The organism is Achromobacter sp. AONIH1, from assembly GCF_002902905.1.
GTDB lineage: Bacteria > Pseudomonadota > Gammaproteobacteria > Burkholderiales > Burkholderiaceae_B > Achromobacter.
The window spans coordinates 5,206,188-5,232,673 of sequence record NZ_CP026124.1; the positions used below are offsets into that span (position 1 = coordinate 5,206,188).

At 65.0% G+C, this 26,486-nt stretch carries 29 protein-coding genes; 9 read left to right on the forward strand and 20 right to left on the reverse strand.

The features are described 5' to 3' along the window. Positions 1 to 5 precede the first annotated feature (5 nt). The 3 genes from iscR to uvrB all read right to left on the reverse strand — a co-directional run bounded on the left by iscR (position 6) and on the right by uvrB (position 3,707). Entirely contained in the window at positions 6 to 545 is a 540-nt protein-coding gene (iscR, locus tag C2U31_RS23835; RefSeq protein WP_103275064.1) for a Fe-S cluster assembly transcriptional regulator IscR, read from the reverse strand. Positions 546 to 733: 188 nt separating this feature from the next. Continuing rightward, a complete protein-coding gene (locus tag C2U31_RS23840; protein ID WP_103275065.1) occupies positions 734 to 1,225 on the reverse strand; it encodes a low molecular weight protein-tyrosine-phosphatase in 492 nt (163 codons plus the stop codon). Positions 1,226 to 1,484: 259 nt separating this feature from the next. Further along, positions 1,485 to 3,707, reverse strand: coding sequence for an excinuclease ABC subunit UvrB (gene uvrB, locus C2U31_RS23845; RefSeq protein WP_233772478.1), 2,223 nt, complete (start codon positions 3,705 to 3,707; stop codon positions 1,485 to 1,487). Positions 3,708 to 3,783: 76 nt separating this feature from the next. Between uvrB and C2U31_RS23850 the strand changes: the two genes are divergently transcribed. Further along, positions 3,784 to 4,983, forward strand: coding sequence for an amino acid aminotransferase (locus C2U31_RS23850; protein WP_103275066.1), 1,200 nt, complete (start codon positions 3,784 to 3,786; stop codon positions 4,981 to 4,983). A 165-nt stretch (positions 4,984 to 5,148) separates the two neighbouring features. Further along, entirely contained in the window at positions 5,149 to 5,799 is a 651-nt protein-coding gene (gene lexA, locus C2U31_RS23855) for a transcriptional repressor LexA (protein WP_103275067.1), read from the forward strand. Between the two features lie 275 nt (positions 5,800 to 6,074). Here lexA and lon read toward each other — a convergent pair whose 3' ends face one another. From lon to C2U31_RS23880, 5 genes are all read right to left on the reverse strand, one after another. Beyond that, positions 6,075 to 8,525, reverse strand: coding sequence for an endopeptidase La (gene lon / locus C2U31_RS23860; protein ID WP_103275068.1), 2,451 nt, complete (start codon positions 8,523 to 8,525; stop codon positions 6,075 to 6,077). 173 nt (positions 8,526 to 8,698) lie between these two features. After that, positions 8,699 to 9,997, reverse strand: coding sequence for an ATP-dependent Clp protease ATP-binding subunit ClpX (clpX, locus tag C2U31_RS23865; protein WP_103275069.1), 1,299 nt, complete (start codon positions 9,995 to 9,997; stop codon positions 8,699 to 8,701). A gap of 102 nt (positions 9,998 to 10,099) precedes the next feature. After that, the gene (gene clpP, locus C2U31_RS23870; protein WP_103275070.1) at positions 10,100 to 10,753 is read right to left on the reverse strand and encodes an ATP-dependent Clp endopeptidase proteolytic subunit ClpP; all 654 of its coding nucleotides are present in this window, start codon (positions 10,751 to 10,753) and stop codon (positions 10,100 to 10,102) included. Positions 10,754 to 10,758: 5 nt separating this feature from the next. After that, positions 10,759 to 12,069, reverse strand: coding sequence for a trigger factor (tig, locus tag C2U31_RS23875; RefSeq protein ID WP_103275071.1), 1,311 nt, complete (start codon positions 12,067 to 12,069; stop codon positions 10,759 to 10,761). Positions 12,070 to 12,226: 157 nt separating this feature from the next. Next, positions 12,227 to 12,982, reverse strand: coding sequence for a M48 family metallopeptidase (locus C2U31_RS23880; protein WP_103275072.1), 756 nt, complete (start codon positions 12,980 to 12,982; stop codon positions 12,227 to 12,229). A gap of 292 nt (positions 12,983 to 13,274) precedes the next feature. On the opposite strand from C2U31_RS23880, the gene C2U31_RS23885 reads away from it, so the two are divergent. Further along, a complete protein-coding gene (locus tag C2U31_RS23885; RefSeq protein WP_103276544.1) occupies positions 13,275 to 13,823 on the forward strand; it encodes a TIGR00645 family protein in 549 nt (182 codons plus the stop codon). Between the two features lie 179 nt (positions 13,824 to 14,002). Continuing rightward, positions 14,003 to 14,362, forward strand: a complete 360-nt coding sequence (locus tag C2U31_RS23890) for a hypothetical protein (RefSeq protein ID WP_103275073.1) — start codon at positions 14,003 to 14,005, stop codon at positions 14,360 to 14,362. 130 nt (positions 14,363 to 14,492) lie between these two features. Here the strand turns inward: C2U31_RS23890 and C2U31_RS23895 are convergent, their stop codons facing one another. From C2U31_RS23895 to C2U31_RS23915, 5 genes are all read right to left on the reverse strand, one after another. Beyond that, positions 14,493 to 14,699 (reverse strand): cold-shock protein, encoded by a 207-nt coding sequence (locus tag C2U31_RS23895; protein ID WP_103275074.1) that lies wholly within the window; start codon positions 14,697 to 14,699, stop codon positions 14,493 to 14,495. Between the two features lie 331 nt (positions 14,700 to 15,030). Then, positions 15,031 to 15,594: a DUF924 family protein gene (locus C2U31_RS23900; protein ID WP_103276545.1), complete on the reverse strand. Its 564-nt coding sequence runs from the start codon at positions 15,592 to 15,594 to the stop codon at positions 15,031 to 15,033. A 196-nt stretch (positions 15,595 to 15,790) separates the two neighbouring features. Beyond that, a complete protein-coding gene (locus tag C2U31_RS23905; protein WP_103275075.1) occupies positions 15,791 to 15,994 on the reverse strand; it encodes a cold-shock protein in 204 nt (67 codons plus the stop codon). A gap of 381 nt (positions 15,995 to 16,375) precedes the next feature. Next, positions 16,376 to 16,696 (reverse strand): hypothetical protein, encoded by a 321-nt coding sequence (locus C2U31_RS23910; RefSeq protein ID WP_103275076.1) that lies wholly within the window; start codon positions 16,694 to 16,696, stop codon positions 16,376 to 16,378. 93 nt (positions 16,697 to 16,789) lie between these two features. Next, complete coding sequence (locus C2U31_RS23915) at positions 16,790 to 17,188, reverse strand: hypothetical protein (RefSeq protein ID WP_103275077.1); 399 nt, start codon at positions 17,186 to 17,188, stop codon at positions 16,790 to 16,792. A 211-nt stretch (positions 17,189 to 17,399) separates the two neighbouring features. On the opposite strand from C2U31_RS23915, the gene C2U31_RS23920 reads away from it, so the two are divergent. Then, positions 17,400 to 17,729, forward strand: coding sequence for a DUF2513 domain-containing protein (locus C2U31_RS23920; RefSeq protein ID WP_103276546.1), 330 nt, complete (start codon positions 17,400 to 17,402; stop codon positions 17,727 to 17,729). Positions 17,730 to 17,746: 17 nt separating this feature from the next. Here the strand turns inward: C2U31_RS23920 and C2U31_RS23925 are convergent, their stop codons facing one another. From C2U31_RS23925 to C2U31_RS23935, 3 genes are read right to left on the reverse strand one after another with little or no spacing between them, the layout of a single operon-like run. After that, a complete protein-coding gene (locus C2U31_RS23925; RefSeq protein ID WP_103276547.1) occupies positions 17,747 to 18,028 on the reverse strand; it encodes a hypothetical protein in 282 nt (93 codons plus the stop codon). A gap of 58 nt (positions 18,029 to 18,086) precedes the next feature. Beyond that, positions 18,087 to 18,479, reverse strand: coding sequence for a RidA family protein (locus C2U31_RS23930; RefSeq protein ID WP_103275078.1), 393 nt, complete (start codon positions 18,477 to 18,479; stop codon positions 18,087 to 18,089). Between the two features lie 23 nt (positions 18,480 to 18,502). Further along, on the reverse strand, positions 18,503 to 19,666 hold the full coding sequence (locus tag C2U31_RS23935) for a DSD1 family PLP-dependent enzyme (RefSeq protein WP_103275079.1): 1,164 nt from the start codon (positions 19,664 to 19,666) through the stop codon (positions 18,503 to 18,505). 158 nt (positions 19,667 to 19,824) lie between these two features. On the opposite strand from C2U31_RS23935, the gene C2U31_RS23940 reads away from it, so the two are divergent. Then, positions 19,825 to 20,757, forward strand: a complete 933-nt coding sequence (locus C2U31_RS23940) for a LysR family transcriptional regulator (protein WP_103275080.1) — start codon at positions 19,825 to 19,827, stop codon at positions 20,755 to 20,757. Between the two features lie 35 nt (positions 20,758 to 20,792). Here C2U31_RS23940 and C2U31_RS23945 read toward each other — a convergent pair whose 3' ends face one another. Next, a complete protein-coding gene (locus tag C2U31_RS23945) occupies positions 20,793 to 21,191 on the reverse strand; it encodes a RidA family protein (protein ID WP_103275081.1) in 399 nt (132 codons plus the stop codon). A gap of 70 nt (positions 21,192 to 21,261) precedes the next feature. Next, positions 21,262 to 22,383, reverse strand: a complete 1,122-nt coding sequence (locus C2U31_RS23950) for an MFS transporter (protein ID WP_233772479.1) — start codon at positions 22,381 to 22,383, stop codon at positions 21,262 to 21,264. Between the two features lie 156 nt (positions 22,384 to 22,539). Here C2U31_RS23950 and C2U31_RS23955 point away from each other — a divergent pair, with 156 nt between their 5' ends. The 3 genes from C2U31_RS23955 (at position 22,540) to C2U31_RS23965 (ending at position 25,205) form a co-directional block, all read left to right on the forward strand. Then, the gene (locus C2U31_RS23955; RefSeq protein WP_103275083.1) at positions 22,540 to 23,124 is read left to right on the forward strand and encodes a TetR/AcrR family transcriptional regulator; all 585 of its coding nucleotides are present in this window, start codon (positions 22,540 to 22,542) and stop codon (positions 23,122 to 23,124) included. Between the two features lie 180 nt (positions 23,125 to 23,304). Further along, positions 23,305 to 24,723 carry an MFS transporter gene (locus tag C2U31_RS23960; protein WP_103275084.1) on the forward strand — a complete coding sequence of 473 codons (1,419 nt, stop codon included), beginning with the start codon at positions 23,305 to 23,307 and terminating at the stop codon, positions 24,721 to 24,723. A 173-nt stretch (positions 24,724 to 24,896) separates the two neighbouring features. Beyond that, positions 24,897 to 25,205 carry a hypothetical protein gene (locus C2U31_RS23965; protein ID WP_103275085.1) on the forward strand — a complete coding sequence of 103 codons (309 nt, stop codon included), beginning with the start codon at positions 24,897 to 24,899 and terminating at the stop codon, positions 25,203 to 25,205. 40 nt (positions 25,206 to 25,245) lie between these two features. Here C2U31_RS23965 and C2U31_RS23970 read toward each other — a convergent pair whose 3' ends face one another. Further along, positions 25,246 to 25,554, reverse strand: coding sequence for a carbohydrate isomerase (locus tag C2U31_RS23970; RefSeq protein WP_103275086.1), 309 nt, complete (start codon positions 25,552 to 25,554; stop codon positions 25,246 to 25,248). Positions 25,555 to 25,619: 65 nt separating this feature from the next. Further along, positions 25,620 to 26,477 (reverse strand): 3-deoxy-8-phosphooctulonate synthase, encoded by an 858-nt coding sequence (gene kdsA / locus C2U31_RS23975; RefSeq protein WP_103275087.1) that lies wholly within the window; start codon positions 26,475 to 26,477, stop codon positions 25,620 to 25,622. Between the last annotated feature and the right edge of the window lie 9 nt (positions 26,478 to 26,486).

The following is a 26,486-nucleotide window of genomic DNA, read 5'->3' on the forward strand; positions in this document are numbered from 1 at the left end:
GCTGCTTATGCGGTGGCGTTGGCGGCGACGGTCGTGGTCGGGGCGTTGGCGGCGTTCGCGCCACCCACCCGGTTCACACGCACGGCGCAGGCCTGTGCCTGATTATTGGCTTCCTGCAATTGGCGCACACGCTGCTGATCCACGAGATCCTGCAGGGACACCGAATCCAGGTAATCGACCATCTTGCGGTTCAACGTGGCCCAGAGTTCGTGCGTCATGCACTTGCCCGGCTTGCCGTCGTTGCCGCTGGTACAGTCGCGCTTGCCACCACAGCTGGTGGCATCCAGCGGCTCGTCCACGGCGAAGATGATGTCGGCAACGGTCACGTTGCGCGCCAGGCGGGCGAGCGAATAACCGCCGCCGGGGCCGCGCACGCTATCCACGAGTTCGTGGCGGCGCAGCTTTCCGAACAGCTGTTCCAGGTAGGAAAGCGAAATATTCTGGCGCTGGCTGATGGCCGCGAGAGTGACCGGACCGCTATGCTGCCGCATAGCCAGATCGATCATGGCAGTCACGGCGAAACGCCCTTTGGTAGTTAACCGCATGGTGGGTTCCCTGTGAATCGGCCATGGCCGCCAGAGAATCCAACGGCCAATACCCGAGTAATTGGCTCAAGTATAACAAATTCCCGACTAAATTGGTATGGCTCGTAACCAGAAAAAACCGCGCTGACGCGCGGTTGATTCACTGCCAATTCAGCCCAGGCCGGCTATCGCCGACCCGAACCAGGGGCTCAGGCCGCCTGGTATTGAGTGGCGCGCTTGCGGACCAGTTCGAGCACGCCCTGACAGGCGTCTTCCAGGTAGTCCAGCACCTTGCCGAAACCGTCGGCGCCGCCGTAGTAAGGATCAGGCACGGTGGCTTCTTCGAACTCATTGGCGAAGCGCATCAGCAGCATCAGCTTGTGCTGATAGGCCTTCGGGCACTGCTGCTGCATGGCGGACAGATTGTCCCAGTCCATGGCGAGGATGAGATCGAATTCACGGAAATCTTCCGCGGTGACCTGACGCGCCTCGCAGTGCGTGATCTCGTAGCCGCGCTTGCGCGCCGCGGCCTGCGCCCGGGCGTCAGGCGCCTCGCCGATGTGAAACGCGTGCGTGCCGGCGGAATCGATGCGAACCACGTCGCCCAAACCCGCGTCGTTCACCAAATGGCGAAACACGCCCTCTGCGCTCGGCGAGCGACAGATATTGCCCATGCAAACGAAAAGTACCTTGGTCATCATGCTGGCAAGTGTGCGGGAAAACCCGCGATAAGGCAAGCTTTTTTTGCATCCAAAAGGGGGGAGCAGGACAAAGTGCCGTATCAAAAATTTACTTTTAAATCAATGAATTGGAATGAAAAATCCAGACCTTCCCCAAGCTTGTCCGGGAAAAATCTGCGCAAAATTTGAACGCCCGATTGCGCTGCGCCAGAACAACATTTTTCAGCTTTTCGTCAGCGACCCGAGAGGCAGATGGGCGGCCCGCCAAGCCGCCCTCGCCTCACACCGCGCCGTCCAGCAGGACGCGCTGCTTCAATGCCGTCAGGGCATCGCGGGCAGCGGCAGCCTGTTCGAACTCCAGATTCCGGGCGTGGTCCATCATCAGCTTTTCCAGGCGCTTGATCTCGCGCGCCAGCGCCTTTTCGTCGTTCAGGAATTCCGCGGGAACCGCCGCTTCCAGCGCATCGTGCTGGACCGGCGCCACGATGCCGTCGATCAGCTCGCGCACCGCCTTGCTGACGCCACGCGCCGTGATGCCGTGGTCCGCGTTGAACTGCAGCTGCTTGACACGCCGCCGCTCCGTTTCCTGCATGGCCCGCTGCATCGAATCCGTGATGCGGTCGGCATAAAGGATCGCGTGCCCGTTGAGGTTGCGCGCGGCGCGCCCGATGGTCTGGATCAGGCTGCGATCCGAGCGCAGGAAGCCTTCCTTGTCGGCATCCAGGATCGCCACGAGCGAAACCTCGGGAATGTCCAGGCCCTCGCGCAGCAGGTTGATCCCGACCAGCACGTCGAACGTGCCCAACCGCAGGTCGCGGATGATTTCCACGCGTTCGACGGTATCGATATCGGAATGCAGATAACGCACGCGGATGCCGTGCTCGCTCAGGAAGTCGGTCAGATCCTCGGCCATGCGCTTGGTGAGCGTGGTCACCAGCACGCGCTCCGACACCGCCACCCTGGCCTTGATCTGGCCCAGCAGGTCGTCGACCTGGGTGCGCGCTGGCAGCACCTGCACCTCCGGATCCACCAGACCCGTGGGACGCACCACCTGCTCCACCACGTTGTCCGTATGCTCGCGCTCATAGGCAGCCGGCGTGGCGGACACGAACACGCACTGGCGCATGCGCGCTTCAAATTCCTCCAGCTTCAGCGGCCTGTTATCCAGCGCCGAAGGCAGGCGGAATCCATATTGGACCAGCGTTTCCTTGCGCGACCGGTCGCCGCGATACATGGCGCTCAACTGCCCGATGGTGACGTGGCTTTCATCGATGAACATCAGCGCATCGCTGGGCAGATAGTCGATCAATGTGGGCGGCGGCTCGCCTGGCGCGGCGCCCGATAGATGCCGCGAATAGTTTTCGATGCCCTTGCAGAAGCCCAGCTCCTGCAGCATTTCCAGATCGAAGCGGGTGCGCTGCTCCAGCCGCTGCGCCTCGACCAGATGGCCGTCGTCGACATAGCGTTTGACGCGCTCGCGCAGCTCTTCCTTGATCGTCTCGATGGCGCGCAGGACGGTATCGCGCGGCGTTACGTAGTGCGAACCCGGGTACACCGTGAAGCGGGGCAGCTTCTGGCGGATGCGGCCGGTCAGCGGGTCGAACAGCTCCAGGCTCTCGATCTCGTCGTCGAACAGTGTCAACCGCAGCGCCAGCTCGGCGCTTTCGGCCGGAAAGATGTCGATCGTCTCGCCACGCACGCGGAACACGCCGCGCGTGAACTCGGCGTCATTGCGGGTGTACTGCATGGCGACCAGCCGCGCCAGGATCTCGCGCCTGGAAATCCGGTCGCCCGAGCGCAGGATCAGCACCATGGCGTGGTAGTCGCCGGGATTGCCGATACCGTAGATGCAGGACACCGTGCCCACGATCACAGTGTCGCGGCGCTCCAGCAGGCTCTTGGTGGCCGACAGCCGCATCTGCTCGATGTGCTCGTTGATGGACGAGTCCTTCTCGATGAACAGATCGCGCGTCGGCACGTAGGCCTCGGGCTGGTAATAGTCATAGTACGAGACGAAGTACTCGACCGCGTTCTTCGGGAAGAATTCGCGCATTTCGGCGTACAACTGCGCAGCCAGCGTCTTGTTGGGCGCCAACACCAGGGCCGGACGGCCGAGACGGGCGATCACGTTGGCCATGGTGTAGGTCTTGCCCGACCCGGTGACACCCAGCAGCGTCTGGTACATCAGGCCGTCTTCCATGCCCTGGACCAGGCTGTCGATGGCCGTCGGCTGGTCGCCCGCCGGCGGATACGGCTGGTACAGCTGGAATGGACTGCCCGGATACTCGACAAAGCCCGGGGCAGCGCCTGGAACGGTGGCGTCCCCACCCCCGCCGCCGCCCTCACCGGCGCGCGTGCCGGCCTGCCCGGCGGACTCGTCCGCCAGGCCAGTCGCATTCAGGCCTACATCCAGGCCGTCTCCCAGGCCCGCGCCCAGGCTTTCGTCCAGACTTTCAGCCTGCTTTTCGACCGTTTTCCGGCCCCGTCGCTCGCTCTTGGACATGCTAGACTGTTCCCGAGGTAAACCCCTCATTATCCACAGCACCAATTCCTGCGTCCACCCAGCCCAATAGACTCCCATGAGCACCCTTTTCGATTCCGTCGAACTCGCGCCGCGCGACCCCATCCTTGGCCTGAACGAACAATTCAACGCGGACACTCGTCCCGGTAAAGTCAATCTGGGCGTGGGCGTGTACTACGACGACCAGGGTCGCATCCCTCTGCTGGGCGCGGTGCGCAAGGCCGAAGCTGCCCGCATCGAGGCCGCCGCGGCCCGCGGCTACCTGCCGATCGAAGGCATCGCCGGCTACAACAAGGGCGCGCAGGCGCTGCTGCTGGGCAACGACTCCCCGCTGGCCGCCGCCGGCCGCGTGCTGACCACGCAGGCCCTGGGCGGCACCGGCGCGCTCAAGATCGGCGCCGACTTCCTGCACCAGCTGCTGCCGAGCTCCAAGGTCCTGATCAGCAACCCCAGCTGGGAAAACCACCGCGCCCTGTTCGAGCGCGCCGGCTTCGAAGTCGACACCTACACGTACTATGACGCCGCCACCCGCGGCCTGAACTTCGAAGGCATGCTGGCCGACCTGAAGGCCGCGCCGGCCAAGACCGTCGTCGTGCTGCACGCCTGCTGCCACAACCCGACCGGCGTGGATCCCACGTTCGAGCAGTGGAAGCAGATCGCCGACGTCGTCAAGCAGAACCAGCTGGTCCCGTTCCTGGACATCGCCTACCAGGGCTTCGGCGACGGCCTGCAGGAAGACGCCGCGGTCGTGCGCATGTTCGCCGAGCAGGACCTGACGATGTTCATCAGCTCCTCGTTCTCCAAGTCCTTCTCGCTGTATGGCGAACGCGTCGGCGCCCTGACCGTGGTGGCCGGCAGCAAGGACGAAGCCGTGCGCGTGCTGAGCCAGCTCAAGCGCGTCATCCGCACCAACTACTCCAACCCGCCCACCCACGGCGGCACGGTGGTGTCGACGGTGCTGAACTCGCCCGAACTGTTCTCCCTGTGGGAAGAAGAGCTCGCCGGCATGCGCGACCGCATCCGCCTGATGCGCAAGCAGCTGGTCGAGAAAATCAAGGAACACGGCGGCAAGCAGGACTTCAGCTTCGTCCTGGCCCAGCGCGGCATGTTCTCGTACTCGGGCCTGAGCGCCGCCCAGGTCGACCGCCTGCGCGAAGAGCACGGCGTGTACGCCGTCTCCAGCGGCCGCATCTGCGTCGCCGCGCTGAACAGCGGCAACATCGACAAGGTGGCCAAGGCCATCGCCGCGGTGCTCTGAGCCTGACGCCCGGCGCGGCGCCATGCCGCCGCTGGCAACTGGCGATGCAAGACGGGACCCATGCGGGTCCCGTTTTGTTTTGGCGGCGTGCGCTTGCATTTTTCCGTTATGTCCCCCAGAATGGCGCTGTATATATGTACAGTCCGCAAGCAACGGATCATCGCCATGGCCAGCAAACTCACGGAACGCCAGCAGCAAATCCTCGACCTCATCAGGCAAACCGTCGCGCGCACGGGCTTTCCGCCCACCCGCGCCGAAATTGCCCAGGCGCTGGGTTTCCGCTCCCCCAACGCGGCAGAGGATCACCTCAAGGCATTGGCCCGCAAGGGCGCCATCGAGCTGACCGCCGGCGCCTCGCGCGGCATTCGCCTGAAGGACGCCGCCACGGCGCCAGCGCAGGCCATGCTGCCCCATCCCGCCCTGGCCCAGCTGCTGCTGCCGCTGGTTGGCCGCGTTGCCGCTGGCAGCCCGATCCTGGCGGCCGAGCATGTAGAGCGCGAGGTCGGCGTCGACCCCGGCCTGTTCGCCCAGACACCCGATTACCTGCTGAAAGTGCGCGGCATGAGCATGCGCGACGCCGGCATTCTTGAAGGCGACCTGCTGGCGGTCAAACGCGCCACCGAAGCGCGCAACGGCCAGATCGTGGTCGCCCGCCTGGGCGACGACGTGACGGTCAAGCGCTTGCAGCGCCAGAATGGCCGCCTGGAACTGCTGCCCGAGAACCCGGATTTCGCCCCCATCGTCGTGGACGCCGAACAGGAGTTCGCGCTGGAGGGCATCGCTGTCGGGCTGATCCGCACTCAGGCCCTGCACTGAGCACGCGCCATTGCGGTCGACCTGGGCTTGACCACGCCCGGCTCCCGCAGCATCGATCGCTACACCGCGACAGGAAACCCCGCCATGGCGGGGTTTTTGTTTGGCGATGCGTCAGGGCACGACACCAGGTTGGCCCTGGCACCAGCATGCCCCTCTTATCGGCGCCAGCTCGGCCACACGCTTCATGCCGACGCCATGGCATATCCATCGGAGCCGTCGTTGCCCCTAAAAGAAAAGCGCCGCATAAGCGGCGCTTTTCTTATCTGCTCAGGATATCAGTGCTTGAGCACCGGATCCGTGCTGCCCGGTTCCGCCGGCTTGGCCACCAGCGGTTCCTTGACGGCTTCTTCCTCGGCCAGCGGCTCCGGCAGGCGCTCCAGAGCCAGCTCCAGAACCTTGTCGATCCAGCGCACCGGCACGATTTCCAGATGATTCTTGACGTTGTCCGGAATCTCCGCCAAGTCCTTGACGTTTTCTTCCGGAATCAAGACCGTCTTGATGCCGCCGCGATGCGCGGCCAGCAGCTTTTCCTTCAGGCCGCCGATGGGCAGGACTTCGCCGCGCAGCGTGATCTCGCCGGTCATGGCGACGTCGGCGCGCACCGGGATGCGCGACAGGGCCGACACCATGGCCGTGGTGATCGCGATACCCGCGGACGGACCGTCCTTGGGCGTCGCGCCTTCCGGCACGTGCACGTGCATGTCGTGCTTCTCGAACACGCTGTCCGCGAAGCCCAGGCGCCGGGCGCGCGAGCGCACCACGGTGCGGGCGGCCTCGACCGATTCCTTCATGACGTCGCCGAGCGAGCCCGTGCGCTGGATCACGCCCTTGCCGGGCATGTCCGCCACTTCGATCGTCAGCAGGTCGCCACCGACTTCCGTCCAGGCCAGGCCGGTAACCTGGCCGATCTGGTTTTCCTTCTCGGCCATACCAAACGTGTAGCGACGCACGCCCAGGTAGTCGGACAGATTTTCACCGGTGACGTTGACGACCTTGGCTTCCGCGGTCTTGCCTTCAGCCTTGGCCTTGTCGCTCTGGGTGAGCAGCTGCTTGATGACCTTGCGGCAGATCTTGCCCACTTCACGCTCGAGCGCGCGCACGCCGGCTTCCCGGGTGTAGTAGCGCACGATGTCGCGCAGCGCGGACTCATCGACCGTCAGCTCGTTGTCCTTGACGCCGTTGTTCTTCATCAGCTTGGGCAGCAGATGGTCGCGGGCGATGTGGATCTTTTCCTCTTCCGTGTAACCCGACAGGCGGATCACTTCCATGCGGTCCAGCAGCGCCGGCGGAATATTCAGCGTGTTGCTGGTCGCGACGAACATCACATCGGACAGGTCGAAATCGACCTCGATATAGTGGTCCTGGAACGTGTGGTTCTGTTCGGGATCCAGCACTTCCAGCAGCGCCGACGAAGGATCGCCACGGAAATCCATGCCCAGCTTGTCGATCTCGTCCAGCAGGAACAGCGGGTTGCGCACGCCGACCTTGGTCATGTTCTGGACGATCTTGCCGGGCATCGAGCCGATATACGTGCGGCGATGGCCGCGGATCTCGGCTTCGTCGCGCACGCCGCCCAGGGCCATGCGCACGAACTTGCGGTTCGTGGCCTTGGCGATGGACTGGCCGAGCGAGGTCTTGCCCACGCCCGGAGGCCCGACCAGGCACAGGATCGGCGCCTTGACCTTGTCCACGCGCTGTTGCACCGCGAGGTATTCAAGGATGCGTTCCTTGACCTTCTCGAGGCCGTAGTGGTCGTTGTCCAGCACCGTCTCGGCGTTGCTGATCGAGTTGTTGATCTTGCTCTTCTTCTTCCAGGGAAGATTGATGAGCGTATCGATGTAGTTGCGCACCACCGTGGCTTCGGCGGACATGGGCGACATGAGCTTGAGCTTCTTGAGCTCGGCGTCGGCCTTCTTACGGGCCTCCTTGGGCATGTGCGCGGCGATGATCTTCTTTTCGAGTTCCTCGATGTCAGCGCCTTCCTCGCCTTCGCCCAGTTCCTTCTGGATGGCCTTGACCTGTTCGTTCAGGTAGTAGTCGCGCTGGCTCTTCTCCATCTGCTTCTTGACGCGGCCGCGGATACGCTTTTCGACCTGGAGGATGTCGATTTCGGTTTCCAGCTGCGTCAGCAGGCCTTCGAGGCGCTCGGAGGTGCCGACGATCTCGAGCATCTTCTGCTTCTGCTCGAGCTTAAGCGGCAGGTGCGCGGCGATCGTGTCGGCCAGTCGGCCGGCGTCGTCGATGCCGGCGAGCGAGGTCAGGATCTCGGGCGGGATCTTCTTGTTGAGTTTGACGTACTGCTCGAACTGGGCAACGATCGCGCGGCGCAGCGCCTCGGTCTCGGAACCCTGGATGGCGTCCGGCTCGATCGGGGTGACCTGGCAGGTGAAGTGCGAATCCGCGTCTTCGATGGTGTTGATGCGGGCGCGCTGCGTGCCCTCGACCAGCACCTTCACGGTGCCGTCGGGCAGCTTCAGCATCTGCAGGATGCCGGCGACGCAGCCGATTTCGTAGACGTCTTCGGGAGTGGGATCATCCTTGCCGGCGGACTTTTGCGCCACCAGCATGATGCTCTTGCCCGCTTCCATCGCGACTTCCAGCGCGCGGATCGAGCGCGGACGGCCGACGAACAGCGGGATGACCATGTGCGGGAACACCACCACGTCGCGCAGCGGCAACAGCGGCAGGTCGATCGGGTCGGAAGGCAGGGTCTGGCTGGCAGACATAGATGGTTCCTCGGTATGACTCGGCGTATCGGGGACAGAGAAGGCCCGAAAACACGGGCGCCCTCGTCAGTTACGTCTGTTATGGGAACAATAGCCGAAAATTCAAGGTCCCGGCGTCCTGGTGGCCAACAAGGCCAAAAAAACCCGTTACATGAACGGGTTTTCTTGAAATGTCAGGCTGCGGCGTCGCGGACTTCCCCGCGCTCCGGCTTTTCCGAAGCGCCGGCCTCGTCAGCGTAGATCAGCAAGGGCTTGCCGTCGCCTTCGATGACATTCTCGTCCAGCACCACGCGCTTGACGTTGCCTTGGGAAGGCAGGTCATACATGGTGTCGAGCAACGCCTGCTCGATGATGGAGCGCAGGCCGCGCGCGCCGGTCTTGCGCTTGAGCGCCTTGCGGGCGATGGCCGTCAGGGCGGTGGGACGCACATCCAGCTCGGCGCCTTCCATCGCGAACAGCTTCTGGAACTGCTTGAGCAGCGCGTTCTTCGGTTCGGTCAGGATCTGGATGAGAGCAGCCTCGTCCAGCTCATCGAGCGTGGCGACCACCGGCAGGCGGCCGACCAGCTCGGGGATCAGGCCGAACTTGATCAGGTCTTCGGGCTCGACTTCGGAGAAGAGTTCGCCCACGCCGCGCTCGGACTTGGCCCGGACCGAGGCCGAGAAGCCGATGCCGGATTTTTCGGTGCGGTCGCGGATGACCTTTTCCAGGCCGTCGAAGGCGCCGCCGACGATGAACAGGATGTTGGTCGTGTCGACCTGGACGAAGTCCTGGTTCGGGTGCTTGCGCCCGCCTTGCGGCGGCACCGAGGCCACCGTGCCTTCGATCAGCTTCAGCAGGGCCTGCTGCACGCCCTCGCCCGATACGTCACGCGTGATGGACGGGTTGTCGGACTTGCGCGAGATCTTGTCGATTTCATCGATGTAGATGATGGCGCGCTGCGCCTTCTCGACCTCGTAGTTGCAGTTCTGCAGCAGCTTCTGGATGATGTTTTCGACGTCTTCGCCCACGTAGCCGGCTTCGGTCAGCGTGGTGGCGTCGGCCATGACGAAGGGCACGTTCAGCATGCGCGCCAGCGTCTGGGCCAGCAGGGTCTTGCCCGAGCCGGTCGGGCCGATCAGCATGATGTTGCTCTTGGAGAGCTCGACCTCGTCGCCCTTGATCTCGCCGTGGCGGATCCGCTTGTAGTGGTTGTAGACCGCCACCGCCAGCATGCGCTTGGGCAGCGACTGCCCGATCACGTACTGATCCAGGAAGGTCTTGATTTCAGCCGGAGTGGGCAGTTCGGAACGAATCGCCGCGCGCGCGGTTGCCTGGGCTTCCTCGCGGATGATGTCGTTGCACAGGTCGATGCACTCATCGCAGATGAATACCGACGGACCTGCGATCAGCTTGCGGACTTCGTGCTGGCTTTTATTGCAAAACGAGCAATGCAGCACCTTTGCGTCTGCCGATCCCTTTTTTTCAGGCATATGTATTTCGTATCTCAGGTAACGACGCGCCAGGCCCTAAGGACCCGGCGCAGCCTACGCATACTCGAACGTGATGGCAGCTGATTCGGACAAGCCGGAAAGTCAGCCTTCCGAACGGGAGGTCATCACCTTGTCGACCAGTCCATACGATACCGCATCTTCGGCGGACATGAAGTTGTCACGTTCCGTGTCCAAGGCGATGCGTTCGACGGGCTGGCCGGTGTTTTCGGCCAGGATGCGGTTCAGGCGCTCGCGCAGATCCAGGATTTCGCGGGCCTGGATCTGGATGTCGGAGGCCTGGCCCTGGGCGCCGCCCGAGGGCTGGTGAATCATGATGCGGGAGTTGGGAAGCGTGAAACGCTTGCCCTTCTTGCCCGCCGCCAGCAGGAACGCGCCCATGCTGGCCGCCAGGCCGGTGCACAGGGTGGACACGTCCGGCTTGACGAACTGCATCGTGTCGTAGATGGCCATCCCCGCGTACACCGACCCGCCGGGCGAGTTGATGTACAGGGAAATGTCCTTGTCAGGATTCTCCGATTCCAGGAACAGCAACTGGGCGACCACCAGGTTGGCGGTCGCGTCGTTGACCGGGCCCACCAGGAAGATGAGCCGCTCGCGGAGCAGACGCGAGTAGATGTCGTAGGCGCGTTCACCGCGCCCCGACTGCTCGATCACCATGGGAATGTAGCCCAGGCCGGTGGGGGTCACCGAAGACCCGCCATTCATTGCCGCATAGAAATCGGTGAATCTCTGCATAGTAATTACGCCATCCCCATCAACTGATCGAAAGGCACCTTCTCGTCGGTGACCTTGGCCTTTTCCAGAACGTGCGCGACGACATTGTCTTCCAGCACGATAGCCTCGATTTCAGCACGACGCTGGCGGTCAGCCAGGTAATAGCTGACAACCTGAGCGGGTTGTTCGTAGTTCTGGGCGAACTCTTCGATGCGGGCGCGGACCTGTTCCGGCTTGGCTTGCAGCTGGGCTTGCTTGACCAGCTCGGACACCAGCAGGCCCAGGCGCACGCGGCGCTCGGACTCGGTGGCGAAGGCTTCGGCGGGGATCGGCACCGACTCGGCGTTGGGGATGCCGCGCTGCTTCAGTTCTTCGCGGGCGGCGGCCACGCGGCCTTGCACGTCGTTGTCGACCAGGGCCTTCGGCACGTCGAACTTGCCGGCTTCGACCAGGGCGTCCATCACGCTGGCCTTGGTGCGGCCTTGCGAGCGCGTCTTGACTTCGCGTTCGATGTTGCTGCGGATGTCGGCCTTGAGCTTTTCCACGTCGCCTTCGGCCTGGCCGAGGGACTTGGCGAATTCGCCGTTCAGCTCGGGCAGCACGCCTTCAGCCACTTCCTTGACGGTGATGGTGAACTCGGCGGTCTTGCCGGCGACTTCCTTGCCCTGGTAGTCATCGGGGAACTTGAGCGGGAAGACCTTGGTCTCGCCGGCCTTCAGGCCACGGGCGGCTTCCTCGAACTCGGGCAGCATGCGACCCTGGCCCAGCACGAAGGGGAAGCCTTCGGCCTTGCCGCCTTCGAACGGCACGCCGTCGATGGTGCCGGCGAAGTCCAGCGTGACGCGGTCGCCGTCTTGCGAGGCGCGGCCTTCACGGGCTTCGAACGTGGCGCGCTGCTTGCGCAGCACGTCCAGGGTCTGCTGCACTTCGGCGTCGGTCACGGCGGTTTCGTAGCGCGTGACGGCCAGGCCCGACAGGTCAGGCACGGCGACTTCGGGATAGACCTCGAACGTGGCGGTGAACGCCAGCGTGTCATCCGAGACGCCTTCGGTCTTGGGTTCCAGGTTCGGGGCGCCGGCGACGCGCAGCTTCGCGCCGTCCACGGCTTGTTCGAAAGCGCGGCCGACCTGGCTGTTGATCACGTCATAGCGGATGCCGGGGCCATGGCTGCGTTCGAGCATGGCGAGCGGAGCTTTGCCGGGACGGAAGCCGGGCACCTTGGCGGTGCGGGCCACGCGCTTGAGCTGCGCCTGGACTTCCTTTTCGACGTCGGCCACCGAAACGGCCAGATCAACACGGCGCTCCAGGCCGGAGAGGGTTTCAACCACAGGCTGCATTAAAAGACCTATTTTCCGAAAAATGAATGGTGACGGGCGGATAAACGCGGCATTTTACCGGAAACTTCCGGATCCCTGACGCGACGGGGCGCGGGCCCCGGATACATCCGGATGCCCGCGCCCCGTTTTCCTCCCGGTGGAAGCGGGATCGAACGCCTTACTTGGCCTTGGCGATGCGCTCTTCGATGTGCTGCGCGCGCTTGGCCGAGGACGGATGCGAACTCATCATATCGCTCTTGCCACCGTCCAGTTCGGCCAGCTTCTGGAACGCCGTGACCAGGCCACGGGCATTGAGTTTCTTGGCCTGGATCAGGTCGAACGAGTAGTCGTCGGCAGCGCTTTCCTGCGATTGCGAGAACTGCGCGTTGATGAACTTCTCGGTCAGGTTGCCCAGCTGCGACTTGTTCAGCGCGGCGACCGTCGCGCCGCCGGCGGCGTCGGCGGCATCGCGGGCGGCCGAGACCGTGTAGGCGGTCTGCATGGCCTTCTTGCTGTGACCCAGCGCGACGTGGCCGATTTCGTGGCCCACCACGCCCAGCACTTCGTCGTCATTCATCATGTCCATCAGGCCGCTGTAGACGCGGATGCAGCCGTTGGCCATGGCCCAGGCATTGACGTCCTTGGTGATGTAGACCTTGTAGTTGGCGGGCTGGCCATTGACGCTGGCGCCAAGCGACTTGGCCAGCTTCTGCAGGCGGGCGTCGTACTTGCTGCCGGGCGCGGCGATCTTTTCCTGCGAATCGCTTTGCGCGCACGCCTTGTCCGACAGGGTCTTGATGTCCGCATCGCTCAGGGTGGCGGCCTGCACGACCTTGCTGCCGGCGCCGACCAGGCCGCCGATGTCGAGGGCATGCGAAACGGAGTACGGAGCGAGCGCGAGCGCCAGGGCTGCGGCGGTGTACCGGATCTTCATGGGAACAAACTCCTTTTTGACAAGCTCTATGCGAATTTGCCGGCAATTCTATCTATGGGAAAACCGGCGCAGACGTTTCGCCACAGAGTTTCGCAAATGCGAATTTCCCTTACATAAAAGCCATGCAAACCCCCATGGGGCATGCTAGGCACGGGATGACGCCACCTCGAATCCGCGGCAATGCGATGCCTGAAAATCGTTACGGAAACAGGTGTCCGCTGTTGCTTCGCATTGATAGAATTGCCGCCGCGCTTTTTCCCGCAAACAACAAACGGCTCGCAACCCACCCATGATGTCCACCAACATCCCTCCCCGCCTCGGCCTGCTGCCCGGCCTGATCTTCAGCTCGCGCTGGCTGCAATTGCCGCTGTATCTGGGGCTGATCGTCGCGCAAGGCGTCTATGTCATGCTGTTCCTGAAGGAACTTTGGCACCTGCTGACGCACGCCACCAGCTTCGGCGAGATGGAGATCATGCTGCTGGTGCTGGGCCTGATCGATGTGGTGATGATCTCCAACCTGCTGGTGATGGTGATCGTCGGCGGCTACGAGACCTTCGTGTCGCGCCTGCGCCTGCAAAACCACCCGGACCAGCCGGAGTGGCTCAGCCACGTGAACGCCAGCGTGCTGAAGGTCAAGCTGGCCATGGCCATCATCGGCATTTCCTCGATCCACCTGCTGCGCACCTTCATCGAGGCCGGCACGCTGGGCACGCCCAATGCACGTTTCACCGAGGCCGGCGTGATGTGGCAGACCATCATTCACGCACTCTTCATCGCCTCGGCCCTGGGCATCGCCCTGGTGGACAGGCTGTCGTCGCCTTCCCACGCGAAGCACCACTGAACAACGCCTCGGCCTGCCGCATGCAAATGCGGCGGGTGCCGGGTTGCCGACGGCGGGCGACACGCCGCGCATGCCGAAGCATGATTGCGGCGTGGAGCACGGCCGGGCCGGGCTTGCCGGAAAGCGGCGATGTTGCTACTTTTGCCACGCCCCCCATTCCCGACAGGAGCGCGTCCACCATGACCATCCTCGTTTATGCCGCCAACGCCCGCGCCCTTTGGGACACGATTCAGGCAGACATCCCGGCCATCGGCGCCAAGGGCACCTCCAGCAGCAATACCTGGCGCAAGGACGACAGCGGCCGCGCCACCAAGATCTATCGGGCCATGCCGACCGGTGAGCACGATGAGCGCGCCTATTTCGTCGGCACGGTGCGGACCGGCCAGTTGCTGTTGCTGGACCTGCTGCCGGGCAGCGAGACGCTCACCTGGCCGCTGTTCGGCGCCTTGCACGGCCATCTGTCAGGCATGCTGTTGGACACCTATTCCGATGCCGTCCTGTCGTTGAACCTGTACCCCAACCGGCCGATCGAAGGCTGAAAGCCGGCGCCCGCGAACCCCAGGCAAAAAAAATGCCAGTCAGCATCACTGACTGGCATTTTTCATGTGTAAGGCATTGAAAGCCCGGGCCATGCGGGCATGCCGCCCCACGAACCCCAGGCGCGGCGGATCAGGCCGAAACCTTGATGTTCTTCGCGCTCGGACCCTTGGGGCCGGTGCCGACCTCAAAGCTGACGCGCTGGTTCTCCTGCAGCGTCTTGTAGCCTTCGCTGCGGATTTCGGAGTAGTGAGCGAAAAGATCCTTGCTGCCGTCGTCGGGAACGATGAAGCCATACCCTTTTTCGGCGTTGAACCACTTGACGATGCCGGTTGCCATATGCGGATGTCCTTGAATCCAGGGGAAGCGATTGCTCGCGGGGCGCCAGATCGTCAAGGATGGGAGAGGAAGCAACCGCAACAACAATGACGGCGACAAGTTAAACGCAGACCGCGTCGCTTGAAAATCTCGCTGGAACCAGTGTATTGGCGAATTTCGAAAAACGTCAATTGTGCAATTCCCGCCCCTGCCCGCCGCGCTCCTGGAGCCGGGAGAACGGGCCTGGTCATCAACGAGCCGCGTCACCATGCATTTTGTTGAAATGTATGGATATTTTCAAATTGGCGTTCGTTGACACATAAAGAAACCAGAATAAACGGCACGCGATTCGTCAGCCCGAAAAACCGCCCCCATCCAGGAACGCCTGCTCGGCAGGCGTGGTCAGGCGGCCTAGCGCCGCATTGCGGTGGGGGAAACGACCGAAACGCTTGATGATGTCGCGATGCAGGACCGCCCAGCGCAGCGTGTCGCCGCCCAGCGCCTCCATCAGCGCCACGCCGCGTTCCTGCGCCTCCAGGTCCTCGGCGTGCTCGAAAGGCAGATAGAAGAACTGGCGCAGTTGCGCATCGACCGCCAGGTCATGGCCAACGCCGATCGCGTACTCGGCGCAATAGCGCGCCAACGGATCAGTGGCGAACATGTGGGCCGTGCCACGATAGGCGTTGCGCGGGAACTGGTCCAGCAGGACCATCAGCGCCAGCGCCCCGGTGGAATCTCCCAGCCAGTCGTCCAGCTCGCGGGTCGCGGCGGCGATATGGGCGCTCTCGAATCGCCGCCGGAATTCGGCGTCGAAGGCCGCGTTCTTGCTGAACCATTGCTGAGGGCCCGCGTCGCGCCAGAAGGCGACGACCTCGGCGGGCTGCGGAAGCGGCGTGGGCAGGGAAGATGAGGACATGCTGGACATCCAGGAAAGAAGAAATGCGGCAGCGCGGGCGCGCACTTGCAGCATACAACGCCGCCCGGCCGTTCCTGCCCGGGATGCAAGGACAACATCATCGCCGGACGCTCGATGCCGGCTTCCTTGCGGGCGTTCGGCGTGGCGCGGCAACAAAAAAGCCCCCTGACGGGGGCTTTTCCGAAAAATCAGGTCCTTACAGGACTTGAATCTTCGTAGCTTGCGGACCCTTCGGACCGTTGGCGGTCACGAAGCTGACGCGCTGGTTCTCTTCCAGAGACTTGAAGCCCGAACCCTGAATCTCGGAGAAGTGGGCGAACAGGTCCTTACCACCCGCTTCCGGGGTGATAAAGCCATAGCCTTTTTCCGAATTGAACCACTTAACGACGCCGGTTTTCATACTGTATTTCCTAGAGATAATGGGCAAATGCCCGGAGGTCACGAATCAATCAAGGAGGGGACAGTAGAACAATAACACTGAGCCGGAAAAGGCACGGCACTGAACGAAAATCGCAACGCTTGTGATCGTGTGCCGACACTATCGTTAGGTTCCCCTCACAAGTCAATATAATCTTAAAAAACGCGTGCCAATAATGCAACAAAGAGAAACTGACGAATATTCACGCACGTTTTTATAGAAAACAAAAAGCCCTGCACTGGTGCAAAACACCAACGCATGATGAAAAAACAAGCAAGGCTTATATAAATGCCGTGTAAACCCTTATACGAACAAACTCTTCATATACGTCGTTTACACAGGCATCCTGGTTTGCCGCCAGGCTTACTCGTCGATGGGCAAACCAAGCAGATCGAGCGCCGCGCCGAAAGCGTCGGTGTCCGAGCACAGGAAAACCGCCACGTCGCCGGGGTTCATATTTTCCAGGACCTGGTCGATCTGGTCTTGCGCATTATCAATATTGTCGACATTGGCTGCGTGTATGTCCGCTCCGGCCTCGACTTTCTCGCGGGGGACGATCTCTGCGATCGCGTTGAGATCGGTGACGCCCGTCACGACGTAGACGCTGATGCTCTCGCCGTCCAGCGTCGTGTGCAGTTCGACGCCGCCCGCCACGTCGGCAAGGTGCCGACTTTGTATTTCCATGATCCTTCTTCCTTGATGCGCGGGCCAGGCCCGCTTGAGCATGCCTCATGACGGTGCATGATCACGCCCAGGCGCGACTATAACAGCCTTGTGCTACCGATTCCTGACTTTCGGCCCGAGCGACGGGCGCGCCGCCCCCGACGTGGCGGCCACGCTACGGCTGCGCACCCCGGCATCGGCCAGCGTCCGCCCCAGCGCCTGCTGCGCGGCCAGGAACGCGGCCTTCTCGTCACCCGTCAGTTTGCACAGGAACAACTGCGCCAGCAGCTGGGTGCGCCGGGCCTTGCGATTGTCGGATTCCTGCGACAACCACTCCCCCACCCAGGCGGCGGCCTCCTCGGCCGTGCCCTGCAGCTTGACGTGTCCCAGCAGGTCGAAAATGGTGACGCCAGCGAGACGGCCTTCCTCGTCGCGGCCCAGATACAGTTTCGCGACCTGGCCGGTGTAACCAGGCACCACGGCGACGCAGTCGCGTTCGGCGGGCTTCTTCATCGTCCGGCCCCCCAGGGAAAAGCGCCCTCGAGACAGGGGCGGGAAACGCGCGCGGCATGCGCGGCGTGCATAGCTTCATTCATACGTGTAGCGCCAATGCGGTAAACCAACGATCCCGGACTGTAACCCAGCCGCCGGCCCTGTCGCATCGCTGCCGCGGAACTCTGCTATTGTCGGCCTGTTTCTTCCCTACCCCCACATGGTGGACATCATGCAACGCGATTTCGATCTGGTCGTCACGATCCTGGGAGCCCTGCGCGACGCGCCTGGCCCCAACCTGAGCACCCTGGACATCAAGAACGCCGCCCTGGCGCCGCACCCCGAAGAGCAAGGCCTGCAGCTCATCGCGCATCACATGGACCTGCTGGCAGACGCCGGGCTGGTCAAGCAGATCAGCGAAACCGCCGCCAATGCCGGCGCGACCCGCTGGCGCATCACCTGGAAGGGCTATGACGCCCTCGAGCAGGACGACGAGGACGAAGAGGAATACGAAGAGGACGAAGACGAGGACGGCGAAGAGGACTACGAAGAAGAGGAATAAGACCCCTTCCCGCCCGCTCAGCGTTCCGCGCGGCGCAGCAGGATGCGCCGCGTGAGCAGCGAGGCCGCGGCGGCGATCACCAGTCCGAACATGAAGGCGGCGATGGACAGCATCGCCGCCAGATCCGCGAATCCATTCAGGCGCGACAACACCAGCACCGCGACGAAAATCGCCACCGCCAGCGCCGCCACCCCGACCAAGGTCCGTTTGACCGATCCCAGCCGGCCGCACAGCGCGCCGCCAGCCAGCGCCGCCGCCACGACGGCGGCCATGGACCAGAACAGATATTCGTACTGCATCGCGGACATCCTCCGTAGCCTGGAATCGCCCGCATTATAGGCAGCCGGCCAGGCGGGACTACGCCTGCGCCAGCGCGACGGCGCTGATTTCAACCAACGCGCCGTAATGCAGTTCGCCGGTCGGCACGATGGCGCGCGCCGGCTTGTGCGCCCCGAAGCGGCGCTCGTAAACGCGGTTGACCTCGTCCCACAAGCCCACGTCGCGCACGTAAACAGTGACGTTGACCACGGCCGCCAGCGACGAGTCCGCCGCCAGCAGGATGGCTTCCATGCTGCGCAGCGCCGCTTCGGCCTGCGCCGCCGCGCCCTGCGCCAGCACGGGCCGGGCGCCCGGCCCGGCCGGTGCCAGGAAGCCGAGCTGTCCCGAGACAAAAACAAAGCCGTTGGCACGCACCGCCTGCGAATAATGGCCGGCGGGCGGCGTGGCGTCGGGGGTGTAAATCAGGTCCATGCGGATTCCAGTCCAGGCGCGGCTCACCAGCCGCGGAAACGTTCCCAGTGCGCGACGACCTCGGGCGAGGCTCCGCGCACCACTTCATAGGCCTCATGCTGCGCGCAGGTGGCGCAGGCATGATTGGGCAGGATGCGCAGTTTGGTGCCCAACGGCAGATCCGGCAAGGTCGCGCCACTGCCGGCGCGCAGCTTGATGATGCCCTGCTCCTGGTTGGTCTCGGCCAGCAGCAGGTCGGGATACGGCCGGCCCTGCGCATCGCACACCAGGCCGTACAGCTGGTCCACGGGCTGCTTCGCCGTGCCGCGATCGCGCGACATCGCCATCCAGCCCGCGTCCACCAGGATCCAGCCCTTTTCGGCCTGATGTCCGATCACCGTGGTCAGCACCGATGCCGCGATATCGTCGGCCTGACATACGCCCAGCCCCGCCATCACCAGATCGAAGAACACGTAGACGCCGGCGCGCACCTCGGTCACGCCCTCCAGGCTGCGGGCGAAATGGGCGGTGGGCGTGGACCCCACGCTGACGACCGGACACGGCAGGCCGGCGGCGCGGATGGCGTCGGCGCAGCTCACCGCCGCCCGCCGCTCCTGCTCGGCCATGTCGGCGATGGCCTCGACGCTGCGGCAGCCATAGGACTCACCTGCGTGCGTCATGACGCCGCGCAGGCAGCCCGCGCCGTGCAGCTCGCGGGCGATCGCCAGCAGTTGTTCGGTATTGCCCGGCTGGACACCCGCGCGGTGGCCGTCGCAATCGATCTCGATCAGCGCGGGAATGATCTCGCCCTGGGCCTGCGCGCGCCCGGCGACGGCGCTCGCGGCCTGAAGGCTGTCGACCACCACGGTCAGGTCCGCCCCCTGGCGGCGCAGGGCCAGCACGCGATCCAGTTTGGCCGGCGACACGCCCACGGCGTAGAGCAGGTCCGTGATGCCGGCGGCGGCGAACTGCTCGGCCTCCTGCAAGGTGGAGACCGCCGCAGGGCCGGTGGGCCCCGTCATTACACGGCGCGCCACGTCGATGGATTTCGGCGTCTTCAGGTGTGGCCGCAGGCGCACGCCATGCCCTGCCATCAGGCCGTTCAGGCGCTCGATGTTGCGCGTCATCCGCGTCTCGTCCAGGACCAGGCAAGGCGTGTCCAGGGATTCCAGGGTCGGGCGCTGCGAGGCGCTGAGCGTGTCGTTCATGGCGGATTCTGTAGTCGTGGTTCGGTCGCCCGGTAGGGTCGGGAAGCAATGGCGGACGCAGTCCCGCCGTGTCCGCAGTATGGCGCGCATGCGCGTTCGCATGTTTAATATCGCCTTAATTGTCAGTTAATTCCGTTCTGAATCCCCCAGGCGCCCGCATGATCACCACCGACGATCTTCGTTTCTTCCTGAGCCTGGCGTCGACCCGTTCGCTGGCGCAGGCGGCGCGCGCGCTGGATGTGACGCCGCCCGCCGTGACGCAGCGGCTCAACGCGCTGGAAAAGCGGCTGGGCGTGCGCCTGGTGAACCGTTCCGGCCGTGGCACCGCCCTGACCGACGAAGGTCGCCTGCTGGCGCAGCGCGCCACCCAGATCAGCAATGAAATCAATGACCTGGCCGACGAGCTGGCGGGCCGCCGGGGCATGGTGGCCGGCCATCTGCGCGTGGTGGCGCCGCTGGGTTTCGGGCAACGCCACATCGCCGGCCTGGTCGCGCAGTTCCGCCAGCGCAGCGCGGGCATCACGGCCAGCCTGACGCTGTCCGACGGTCCGCCTCGGCTGTCCAGCGACGACTGGGACGTGATGGTGCACATCGGCGAGTTGCGCGACTCCACGCTGGTGGCCTATCCGCTGGCGCCGAACCGCCGCATCCTCTGCGCCTCGCCCGCTTATCTGGCGCGTCACGGCGCGCCGGCCAAGCCGGAGGACCTGCGCGAGCATGATTGCATCGCGCTGCGCGAGAACGACGAGGACGTGACCCTGTGGCGCTTCAAGAAAGGCGGCGGCCCGGCGGTCGGTGTGCGTATCGCGCCTGTGCTTTCCAGCAACACGGGCGCGGCGGCGCTGCAATGGGCGCTGGACGGCCAGGGCATAGTGGCCCGCTCGGAATGGGACGTGGCGGACCATGTGCGCGCCCGCAGGCTGGTGCCGCTGCTGGCCGGATGGGCGCTGCCGCCGGCCAATGTGGTGGCGCTGGTGAAATCGCGCCAGGATCTGCCGGCTCGCACGGCGGGATTTCTCGCGTATCTGAAAGAGGCCTTCGCCGCGCCCCCCTGGCGCGACAAGCCCGCGCGCGGCGCGGCCTCCGCCTAGCGCCAGCGGCATCGCGGACCCGCCGCCCACGCCCTCTAGTCCAGCATGGCCTCGGCTTCGATCTCGATCAGCCATTCCGGCAACGACAGGCCGCTGACGACGATCCACGACGACGGCGGCGGATCCGACTTGAAGCGCTCCCGCAACGCCTGCGCGATCACCTCCTGGTCTTCACGCGCCGTTTCGCAGATATAGATGCGCAGCATGATGACCTGATCGATCCGTCCGCCCGCGGCGGCGAGCACGCGCTCGATGTTGTCCAGCGCGGCCTCGGTCTGTTCCTGCAGGCCCGGTCCCACGGTGCGCTCGTGGACGTCGATGCCGACCTGCCCCGACAGCAACATGCGGCGGCTGCCGGTAACGACCACGGCCTGGCTGAAGCCGTATTGCACCGAGTTGAAGACGGTGTCGGGATTGATCACGGTTCTAGACATATTGTTCTCCTGACGATCACGCGCCCCCGCGGCACGCATGCCAGGAATTCTATCTGCGTCGGCGCGCCGCTCAGGCCGCCGAAGACGCGCCAGCGTCACGCCCACGCAAGGCGCCGGACAGCACGATGGCCAGCACCGCCGCGCCCGCGCCGACCGCGGCGCCGAAACCCGCGCGGATGCCATGCATATCCACCAGCCAGGTCAGGCTTTCGGTCAGGCGATGCGCGGGCGCGGCCGCCTCCGCCATGCCCATGGCGATGATCATGGTCGGGGCGAACGACACGCCCGCCGCCAATACCGCCAGCGACAGGCTCAGCAGGTCGTCGACCCACAGCAGCGGCAGCGTGGTGGCCGCCGTCATCGCGCCGGCGATGGCCAGCATGCGCGGCAAGGGCATGGACAGGCGCATCGCGCCGAACGCCAGTCCGGCCAGGCAGGAACCCAGCGCATACACGGACAGCACGATGCTGGCGCCCGCCGGCACGCCCTGACGCGTGGCGACGGCCACGCTCATCACATCGATGACGCCCACGATCACGCCCATCGCGGCCAGCATGAACGTCAGCTTACGCAAGGCTGCCACGCCCAGCACGGTCGGCTCGCGGCCGGCGCGCGCCGGGTTCAGCGGCGGCGCGGTCCGGGTCTGCAGGCTGAACGCGGTGATGCCGACGGCCAGCAGCGCCGCTGCGGCCAGCGGCCCCGCCTGGGGAAACCAGGCCACGCTCAGCCCCACCGCCAGCGGCGGGCCGACGATCAGCGTGACCTCGTCCAGCACCGATTCCAGCGCGAAGGCCGTGCGCAACAGCGGCTGGTCGCGGTACAGCGCACTCCAGCGCGCCCGGACCATGGCCGGCATGCTGGGCATGACGCCGGCCGCCGCCGCGCAGACGAACAGGGTCCAATCCGGCCAGTTGCCATGCGCGCCGGCCGCCAGCCCCGCCAGCGCCAGGATGCTCAGGGCCGCCGCCAGCGGCAGCACCCGGGTCTGCCCGTGCCGGTCCACCCGGCGCGATATCCACGGCGCCAGCAAGGCGGTGGACAGCGAGAACGTGGCCGCCACCGCCCCCGCCAATGCGTAGGCGCCACGCAGCTGGGACAGCATGGTGATGATGCCGATGCCCGCCATGGGCAGCGCCAGCCGCGCCATCAGGCCGGCCAGCACGAAGCCGGCGGCGCCGGGCGCCTTGAACAACTCTCGATAAGGATTTCGCAACCGCGCACCTGTGAAAAAAAGGACGCCGCCGTCCAGGCCGCGCCAGATTTACATACGAAGCGTATGCCAAATCGTATTCACATACGTGGTGCATGTCAATTAACATACGCAGCGTATGCCACCAGGAAACCCGCCATGTCCCGAACCCGCGCCGAAATGATCGAGGAAACCCGTGTGAAGCTGCTGGCCGCCGCCCGCAAGGCGTTCCGCGACTCGGGCTATGCCGCGGCGTCCATGGACGAGCTGACCGCCGCGGCCGGCCTGACCCGCGGCGCGCTCTACCATCACTTCGGCGACAAGCAGGGACTGCTGGCTGCGGTGGCCGCCGAACTCGACCAGGAAATGGACCAGAGGCTGCAGCGCATCTCGGACGCGGCGCCCGACGCCTGGACGGCGCTGCGCGAACGCTGCCGCGCCTGGCTGCGCATGGCGACCGAACCCGAAATCCAGCGCATCGCGCTACAGGACGCGCGCGCCGTGCTGGGGCCGGCCTCGGAGCCGGCCCAGCAGCCCTGCATCACGTCGCTGGCCACCCTGCTGCAAAGCCTGATGGACGAAGGCCAGGTCCGCGCCGCCGAACCTCAGGCGCTGGCACGGCTCATCAACGGGGCGCTGATGGACGGCGCCTTCTGGATCGCCGCGGCGCCCGACGATGGCGAACGGCTGGAACAGGCGCTGCGCGCGCTGGACCTGCTGCTGGATGGGCTGCGCCAAGGCTGAAGCCCTCTTCGGCAAGCGCCGGACACAAAGATGCATGGAGCGGCTGGCGTGGCGCCTTGCATGCCCGGCCCCGAGAAACCCCACGCCGCCACCGCCCTTGCCGGCTCGGCCGCTCCCTCTTATTATTCAAAGATAATTCTTGTTTAAATACCCACAAGCCCGCAGCGGCAGGAGCACACCGTGAATTCAGACACCGCGCAGGCGTCAGGCGCCAGCTGGGCCGACCTGCTGCATGGCGCCAACGCGCTGCGTTCCATCGCGCTGGCCGGCGGCGTCGCCCTGCACGCCATCAACGTCTACATCGTCACCACCATCCTGCCCAGCATCATCAAGGACATCGGCGGCCTGGAGTACTACGCCTGGAACACCACGCTGTTCGTGGTGACCTCCATCGTCGGTTCGGCCCTATCGGCGCGGCTGATCCAGGCATGGGGTCCCAAGGCGGCGTACCTGCTGGCCGTGGCCGTCTTCTCGGCCGGCTCGGTCGTCTGTGCGCTCGCGCCCTCCATGCCCTGGATGCTGGCGGGCCGCAGCATCCAGGGACTGGGCGGCGGCGTGCTGTTCGCGCTGAGCTATGCGCTGATCCGCATCGTGTTCGACGCGGCGCTGTGGTCGCGCGCGATGGCGCTGGTGTCCGGCATGTGGGGGGTGGCGACGCTGTGCGGCCCGGCCATCGGCGGCATCTTCGCCCAGACGGGGCACTGGCGCCTGGCGTTCTGGACGCTGCTGCCCGCCGGCGCGCTGCTGGCCTTCATCGTGGCGACCAAGGTGGGCGGCAAGTCGACGGTGAGCGACGCGCGGCCCAGCCCGGTACCGCTGGCCACGCTCGGACTGCTGGTGGCCAGCGTGCTGGCCATCACGCTGGCCAGCCTGTCTCAGGACCTGCGCTGGAACCTGGCCGGCATCGTCGCCGGCCTGGCCATCGCGCTGCTGATCGCGCGGGTCGACACCCGCGCCGGCAAGAAACTGCTGCCCAGCGGCGCCTATACGCTCGCCACGCCGCTCGGTTCGCTGTACGCCATCATCTGCCTGGTAGTGGCCGCCATCACCACCGAGATCTTCGTGCCCTACTTCCTGCAGACCATCCACGGTTTCTCGCCGCTGGCCGCTGGCTACATGACGGCGGCGATGGCGGCGGGCTGGACGCTGGCGGCCATGCCCAGCGCCACGCGCAGCGGCGCGGCGGCCGACGGCATGATGCGGCTGGGGCCGGCGGTGGTGCTGGCCGCGCTAGTCTTGCTGGCGATCCTGATGCCGCTGCCTGGCGCCTTCGGATCGCCGGCCGGCCTGGCCGTCGGCGCGCTGGCGCTGGCCGCGGTGGGCTTCGGCATCGGCCTGGGCTGGCCTCATCTGCTGACCCGCGTCTTCAATGCCGCGCCGGCGGGCCAGGAAACCCTGACCGCCTCGTCCGTCACCACGGTGCAGCTCTACGCAACGGCATTGACGGCGGCGCTGGCCGGCGTCATCACCAACAGCGCGGGACTGGCCCAACCGGGCGGCGTCGAAGGCGCGCGGCAGGCCGCCTTGTGGCTGTTCGCCGCGTTTTCCATCGCGCCCGCGCTGGCCCTGATCCTGCTGATCCGCCACCTGCGACGCTAGTGTGCGGTTTCGTGGATGCCTGCGCATGACGACATTCATGCGCAGCCGCGGGGCCAGGCCCGAACCGTTGCGCGCAGCCGACGGCGGGCGCGCCTCGCCCAAACGCCGTATGGAAGGCCCGGACCATCTTTGATACGCTGGCCCCACCCTGGATGCAAGATCAGGTATAGGCCATGAAAGAGACGATCCGCATGCTGCGCGTGCAGCCATCCTCCCTCTCGGCGCGCTTCGCCTTCCTGGCGATCGCATTGCGCTGGACGCTGGGCGCGACCCCGCGGCCGAACCGGCTGATGATCGGCCCGCACGACCTGGAGCCTGTCGGATCGGAATGCGCCTTCTGGCTGTTCGCCTTCCGGCATGCCTGCTCCGGCCAGTCCATCCTGGTGACGCGCGGCGGGCGCTGGGACCTGGGCGCCTCGTTCGACGGCGACCAGGTACACGCATTTGGCCGCAGGTTCGCCCTGCGGCAGTGCCTGTTCTGAATGCTCCCGGGCCGCCGCCGCGCGCGGCTCGTCCGCCGGACTAGAACTCCGGCAAGTCGAACAGGGTGTGCAACGTCGAACTGGGCGCCGGCGCCGAGGCCAGCCGCTCGCGGCCCTCGTCGTCGGTCAGCACGCGCACCGGCCGCGATGCCACCGACGTGCCCTCCACGCTGAATGCCGTCTCCACTTCCGCCCCCTGCCGGATCAGCTCGATGACTTCCGACGCGGCCGCCGTGACCGGCTCGCTGACCCAACCCGGCACGCCGCGCTCGGCCTGCCCCCAGCGCACATAGGCCACATGGCCGCTGAGCGGCTCCTTGCGGACGGCGACGATCACGTACAAAGACATCCTGGCCTCCTTAGCATCCGGCCAGGATCGTATAACAGCATGACTGTGCGAGCGTGACAGCCGGCTCAGGGTTCGATGTCGATGGGCGCAAAGGATTTCACCAGGTCGTCCAACTGCTTGAGCTGGGTCAGGAACGGCTCGAGCTTATCCAGCGGCAAGGCGCTGGGGCCATCGCATTTGGCGTTCCTGGGATCCGGATGGGCCTCCAGGAACAGACCGGCCAGTCCCACGCCCATGCCGGCGCGCGCCAGGTCGGCCACCTGCTCGCGGCGTCCGCCCGAGGCGGCGTCCAGCGACGAGCGCTGCTGCAGCGCATGCGTCACGTCGAAGATCACGGGACGGTTGCCGGTGACTTTCTTCATCACGCCGAATCCCAGCATGTCCACGACCAGATTGTCGTAGCCGAAGTTCGTGCCGCGATCGCACAGAATCAACTGATCGTTGCCGGCCTCGACGAATTTCTCGACGATGTTCAGCACCTGGCCCGGGCTCAGGAATTGCGGCTTCTTGATGTTGACGATGCGCTGGGTCTTGGCCAGCGCCACCACCAGGTCGGTCTGCCGCGCCAGGAAGGCCGGCAGCTGCAGCACGTCGACCACCTCGGCCACCGGCGCGGCCTGCCAGGGTTCGTGCACGTCGGTGATGACGGGCACGCCGAACGCGTTCTTAACGGCCTCGAAGATCTTCAGGCCTTCTTCCAGCCCCGGTCCGCGATACGAATGGATCGAGGAACGGTTGGCCTTGTCGAACGAGGCCTTGAACACATAGGGAATGCCAAGCTTGGACGTGACACGTTGGTATTCCTCGCAGGCGCGCAACGCCAGGTCCTTCGATTCCAGGACATTGATGCCTCCGAACAGCACGAAGGGCCGGCCGTTGGCGCAGGCAATCGAGGAAGAAATGAGGACTTCAGGGGCGCTCATGGGGGAATC

Coding starts and splice junctions, on each gene's coding strand:
- iscR (WP_103275064.1), bottom strand. CDS start 545: ATGCGGTTAACTACCAAAGGGCGTTTCGCCGTGACTGCCATGATCGAT.
- C2U31_RS23840 (WP_103275065.1), bottom strand. CDS start 1,225: ATGATGACCAAGGTACTTTTCGTTTGCATGGGCAATATCTGTCGCTCG.
- uvrB (WP_233772478.1), bottom strand. CDS start 3,707: ATGTCCAAGAGCGAGCGACGGGGCCGGAAAACGGTCGAAAAGCAGGCT.
- C2U31_RS23850 (WP_103275066.1), top strand. CDS start 3,784: ATGAGCACCCTTTTCGATTCCGTCGAACTCGCGCCGCGCGACCCCATC.
- lexA (WP_103275067.1), top strand. CDS start 5,149: ATGGCCAGCAAACTCACGGAACGCCAGCAGCAAATCCTCGACCTCATC.
- lon (WP_103275068.1), bottom strand. CDS start 8,525: ATGTCTGCCAGCCAGACCCTGCCTTCCGACCCGATCGACCTGCCGCTG.
- clpX (WP_103275069.1), bottom strand. CDS start 9,997: ATGCCTGAAAAAAAGGGATCGGCAGACGCAAAGGTGCTGCATTGCTCG.
- clpP (WP_103275070.1), bottom strand. CDS start 10,753: ATGCAGAGATTCACCGATTTCTATGCGGCAATGAATGGCGGGTCTTCG.
- tig (WP_103275071.1), bottom strand. CDS start 12,069: ATGCAGCCTGTGGTTGAAACCCTCTCCGGCCTGGAGCGCCGTGTTGAT.
- C2U31_RS23880 (WP_103275072.1), bottom strand. CDS start 12,982: ATGAAGATCCGGTACACCGCCGCAGCCCTGGCGCTCGCGCTCGCTCCG.
- C2U31_RS23885 (WP_103276544.1), top strand. CDS start 13,275: ATGTCCACCAACATCCCTCCCCGCCTCGGCCTGCTGCCCGGCCTGATC.
- C2U31_RS23890 (WP_103275073.1), top strand. CDS start 14,003: ATGACCATCCTCGTTTATGCCGCCAACGCCCGCGCCCTTTGGGACACG.
- C2U31_RS23895 (WP_103275074.1), bottom strand. CDS start 14,699: ATGGCAACCGGCATCGTCAAGTGGTTCAACGCCGAAAAAGGGTATGGC.
- C2U31_RS23900 (WP_103276545.1), bottom strand. CDS start 15,594: ATGTCCTCATCTTCCCTGCCCACGCCGCTTCCGCAGCCCGCCGAGGTC.
- C2U31_RS23905 (WP_103275075.1), bottom strand. CDS start 15,994: ATGAAAACCGGCGTCGTTAAGTGGTTCAATTCGGAAAAAGGCTATGGC.
- C2U31_RS23910 (WP_103275076.1), bottom strand. CDS start 16,696: ATGGAAATACAAAGTCGGCACCTTGCCGACGTGGCGGGCGGCGTCGAA.
- C2U31_RS23915 (WP_103275077.1), bottom strand. CDS start 17,188: ATGAAGAAGCCCGCCGAACGCGACTGCGTCGCCGTGGTGCCTGGTTAC.
- C2U31_RS23920 (WP_103276546.1), top strand. CDS start 17,400: ATGCAACGCGATTTCGATCTGGTCGTCACGATCCTGGGAGCCCTGCGC.
- C2U31_RS23925 (WP_103276547.1), bottom strand. CDS start 18,028: ATGCAGTACGAATATCTGTTCTGGTCCATGGCCGCCGTCGTGGCGGCG.
- C2U31_RS23930 (WP_103275078.1), bottom strand. CDS start 18,479: ATGGACCTGATTTACACCCCCGACGCCACGCCGCCCGCCGGCCATTAT.
- C2U31_RS23935 (WP_103275079.1), bottom strand. CDS start 19,666: ATGAACGACACGCTCAGCGCCTCGCAGCGCCCGACCCTGGAATCCCTG.
- C2U31_RS23940 (WP_103275080.1), top strand. CDS start 19,825: ATGATCACCACCGACGATCTTCGTTTCTTCCTGAGCCTGGCGTCGACC.
- C2U31_RS23945 (WP_103275081.1), bottom strand. CDS start 21,191: ATGTCTAGAACCGTGATCAATCCCGACACCGTCTTCAACTCGGTGCAA.
- C2U31_RS23955 (WP_103275083.1), top strand. CDS start 22,540: ATGTCCCGAACCCGCGCCGAAATGATCGAGGAAACCCGTGTGAAGCTG.
- C2U31_RS23965 (WP_103275085.1), top strand. CDS start 24,897: ATGAAAGAGACGATCCGCATGCTGCGCGTGCAGCCATCCTCCCTCTCG.
- C2U31_RS23970 (WP_103275086.1), bottom strand. CDS start 25,554: ATGTCTTTGTACGTGATCGTCGCCGTCCGCAAGGAGCCGCTCAGCGGC.
- kdsA (WP_103275087.1), bottom strand. CDS start 26,477: ATGAGCGCCCCTGAAGTCCTCATTTCTTCCTCGATTGCCTGCGCCAAC.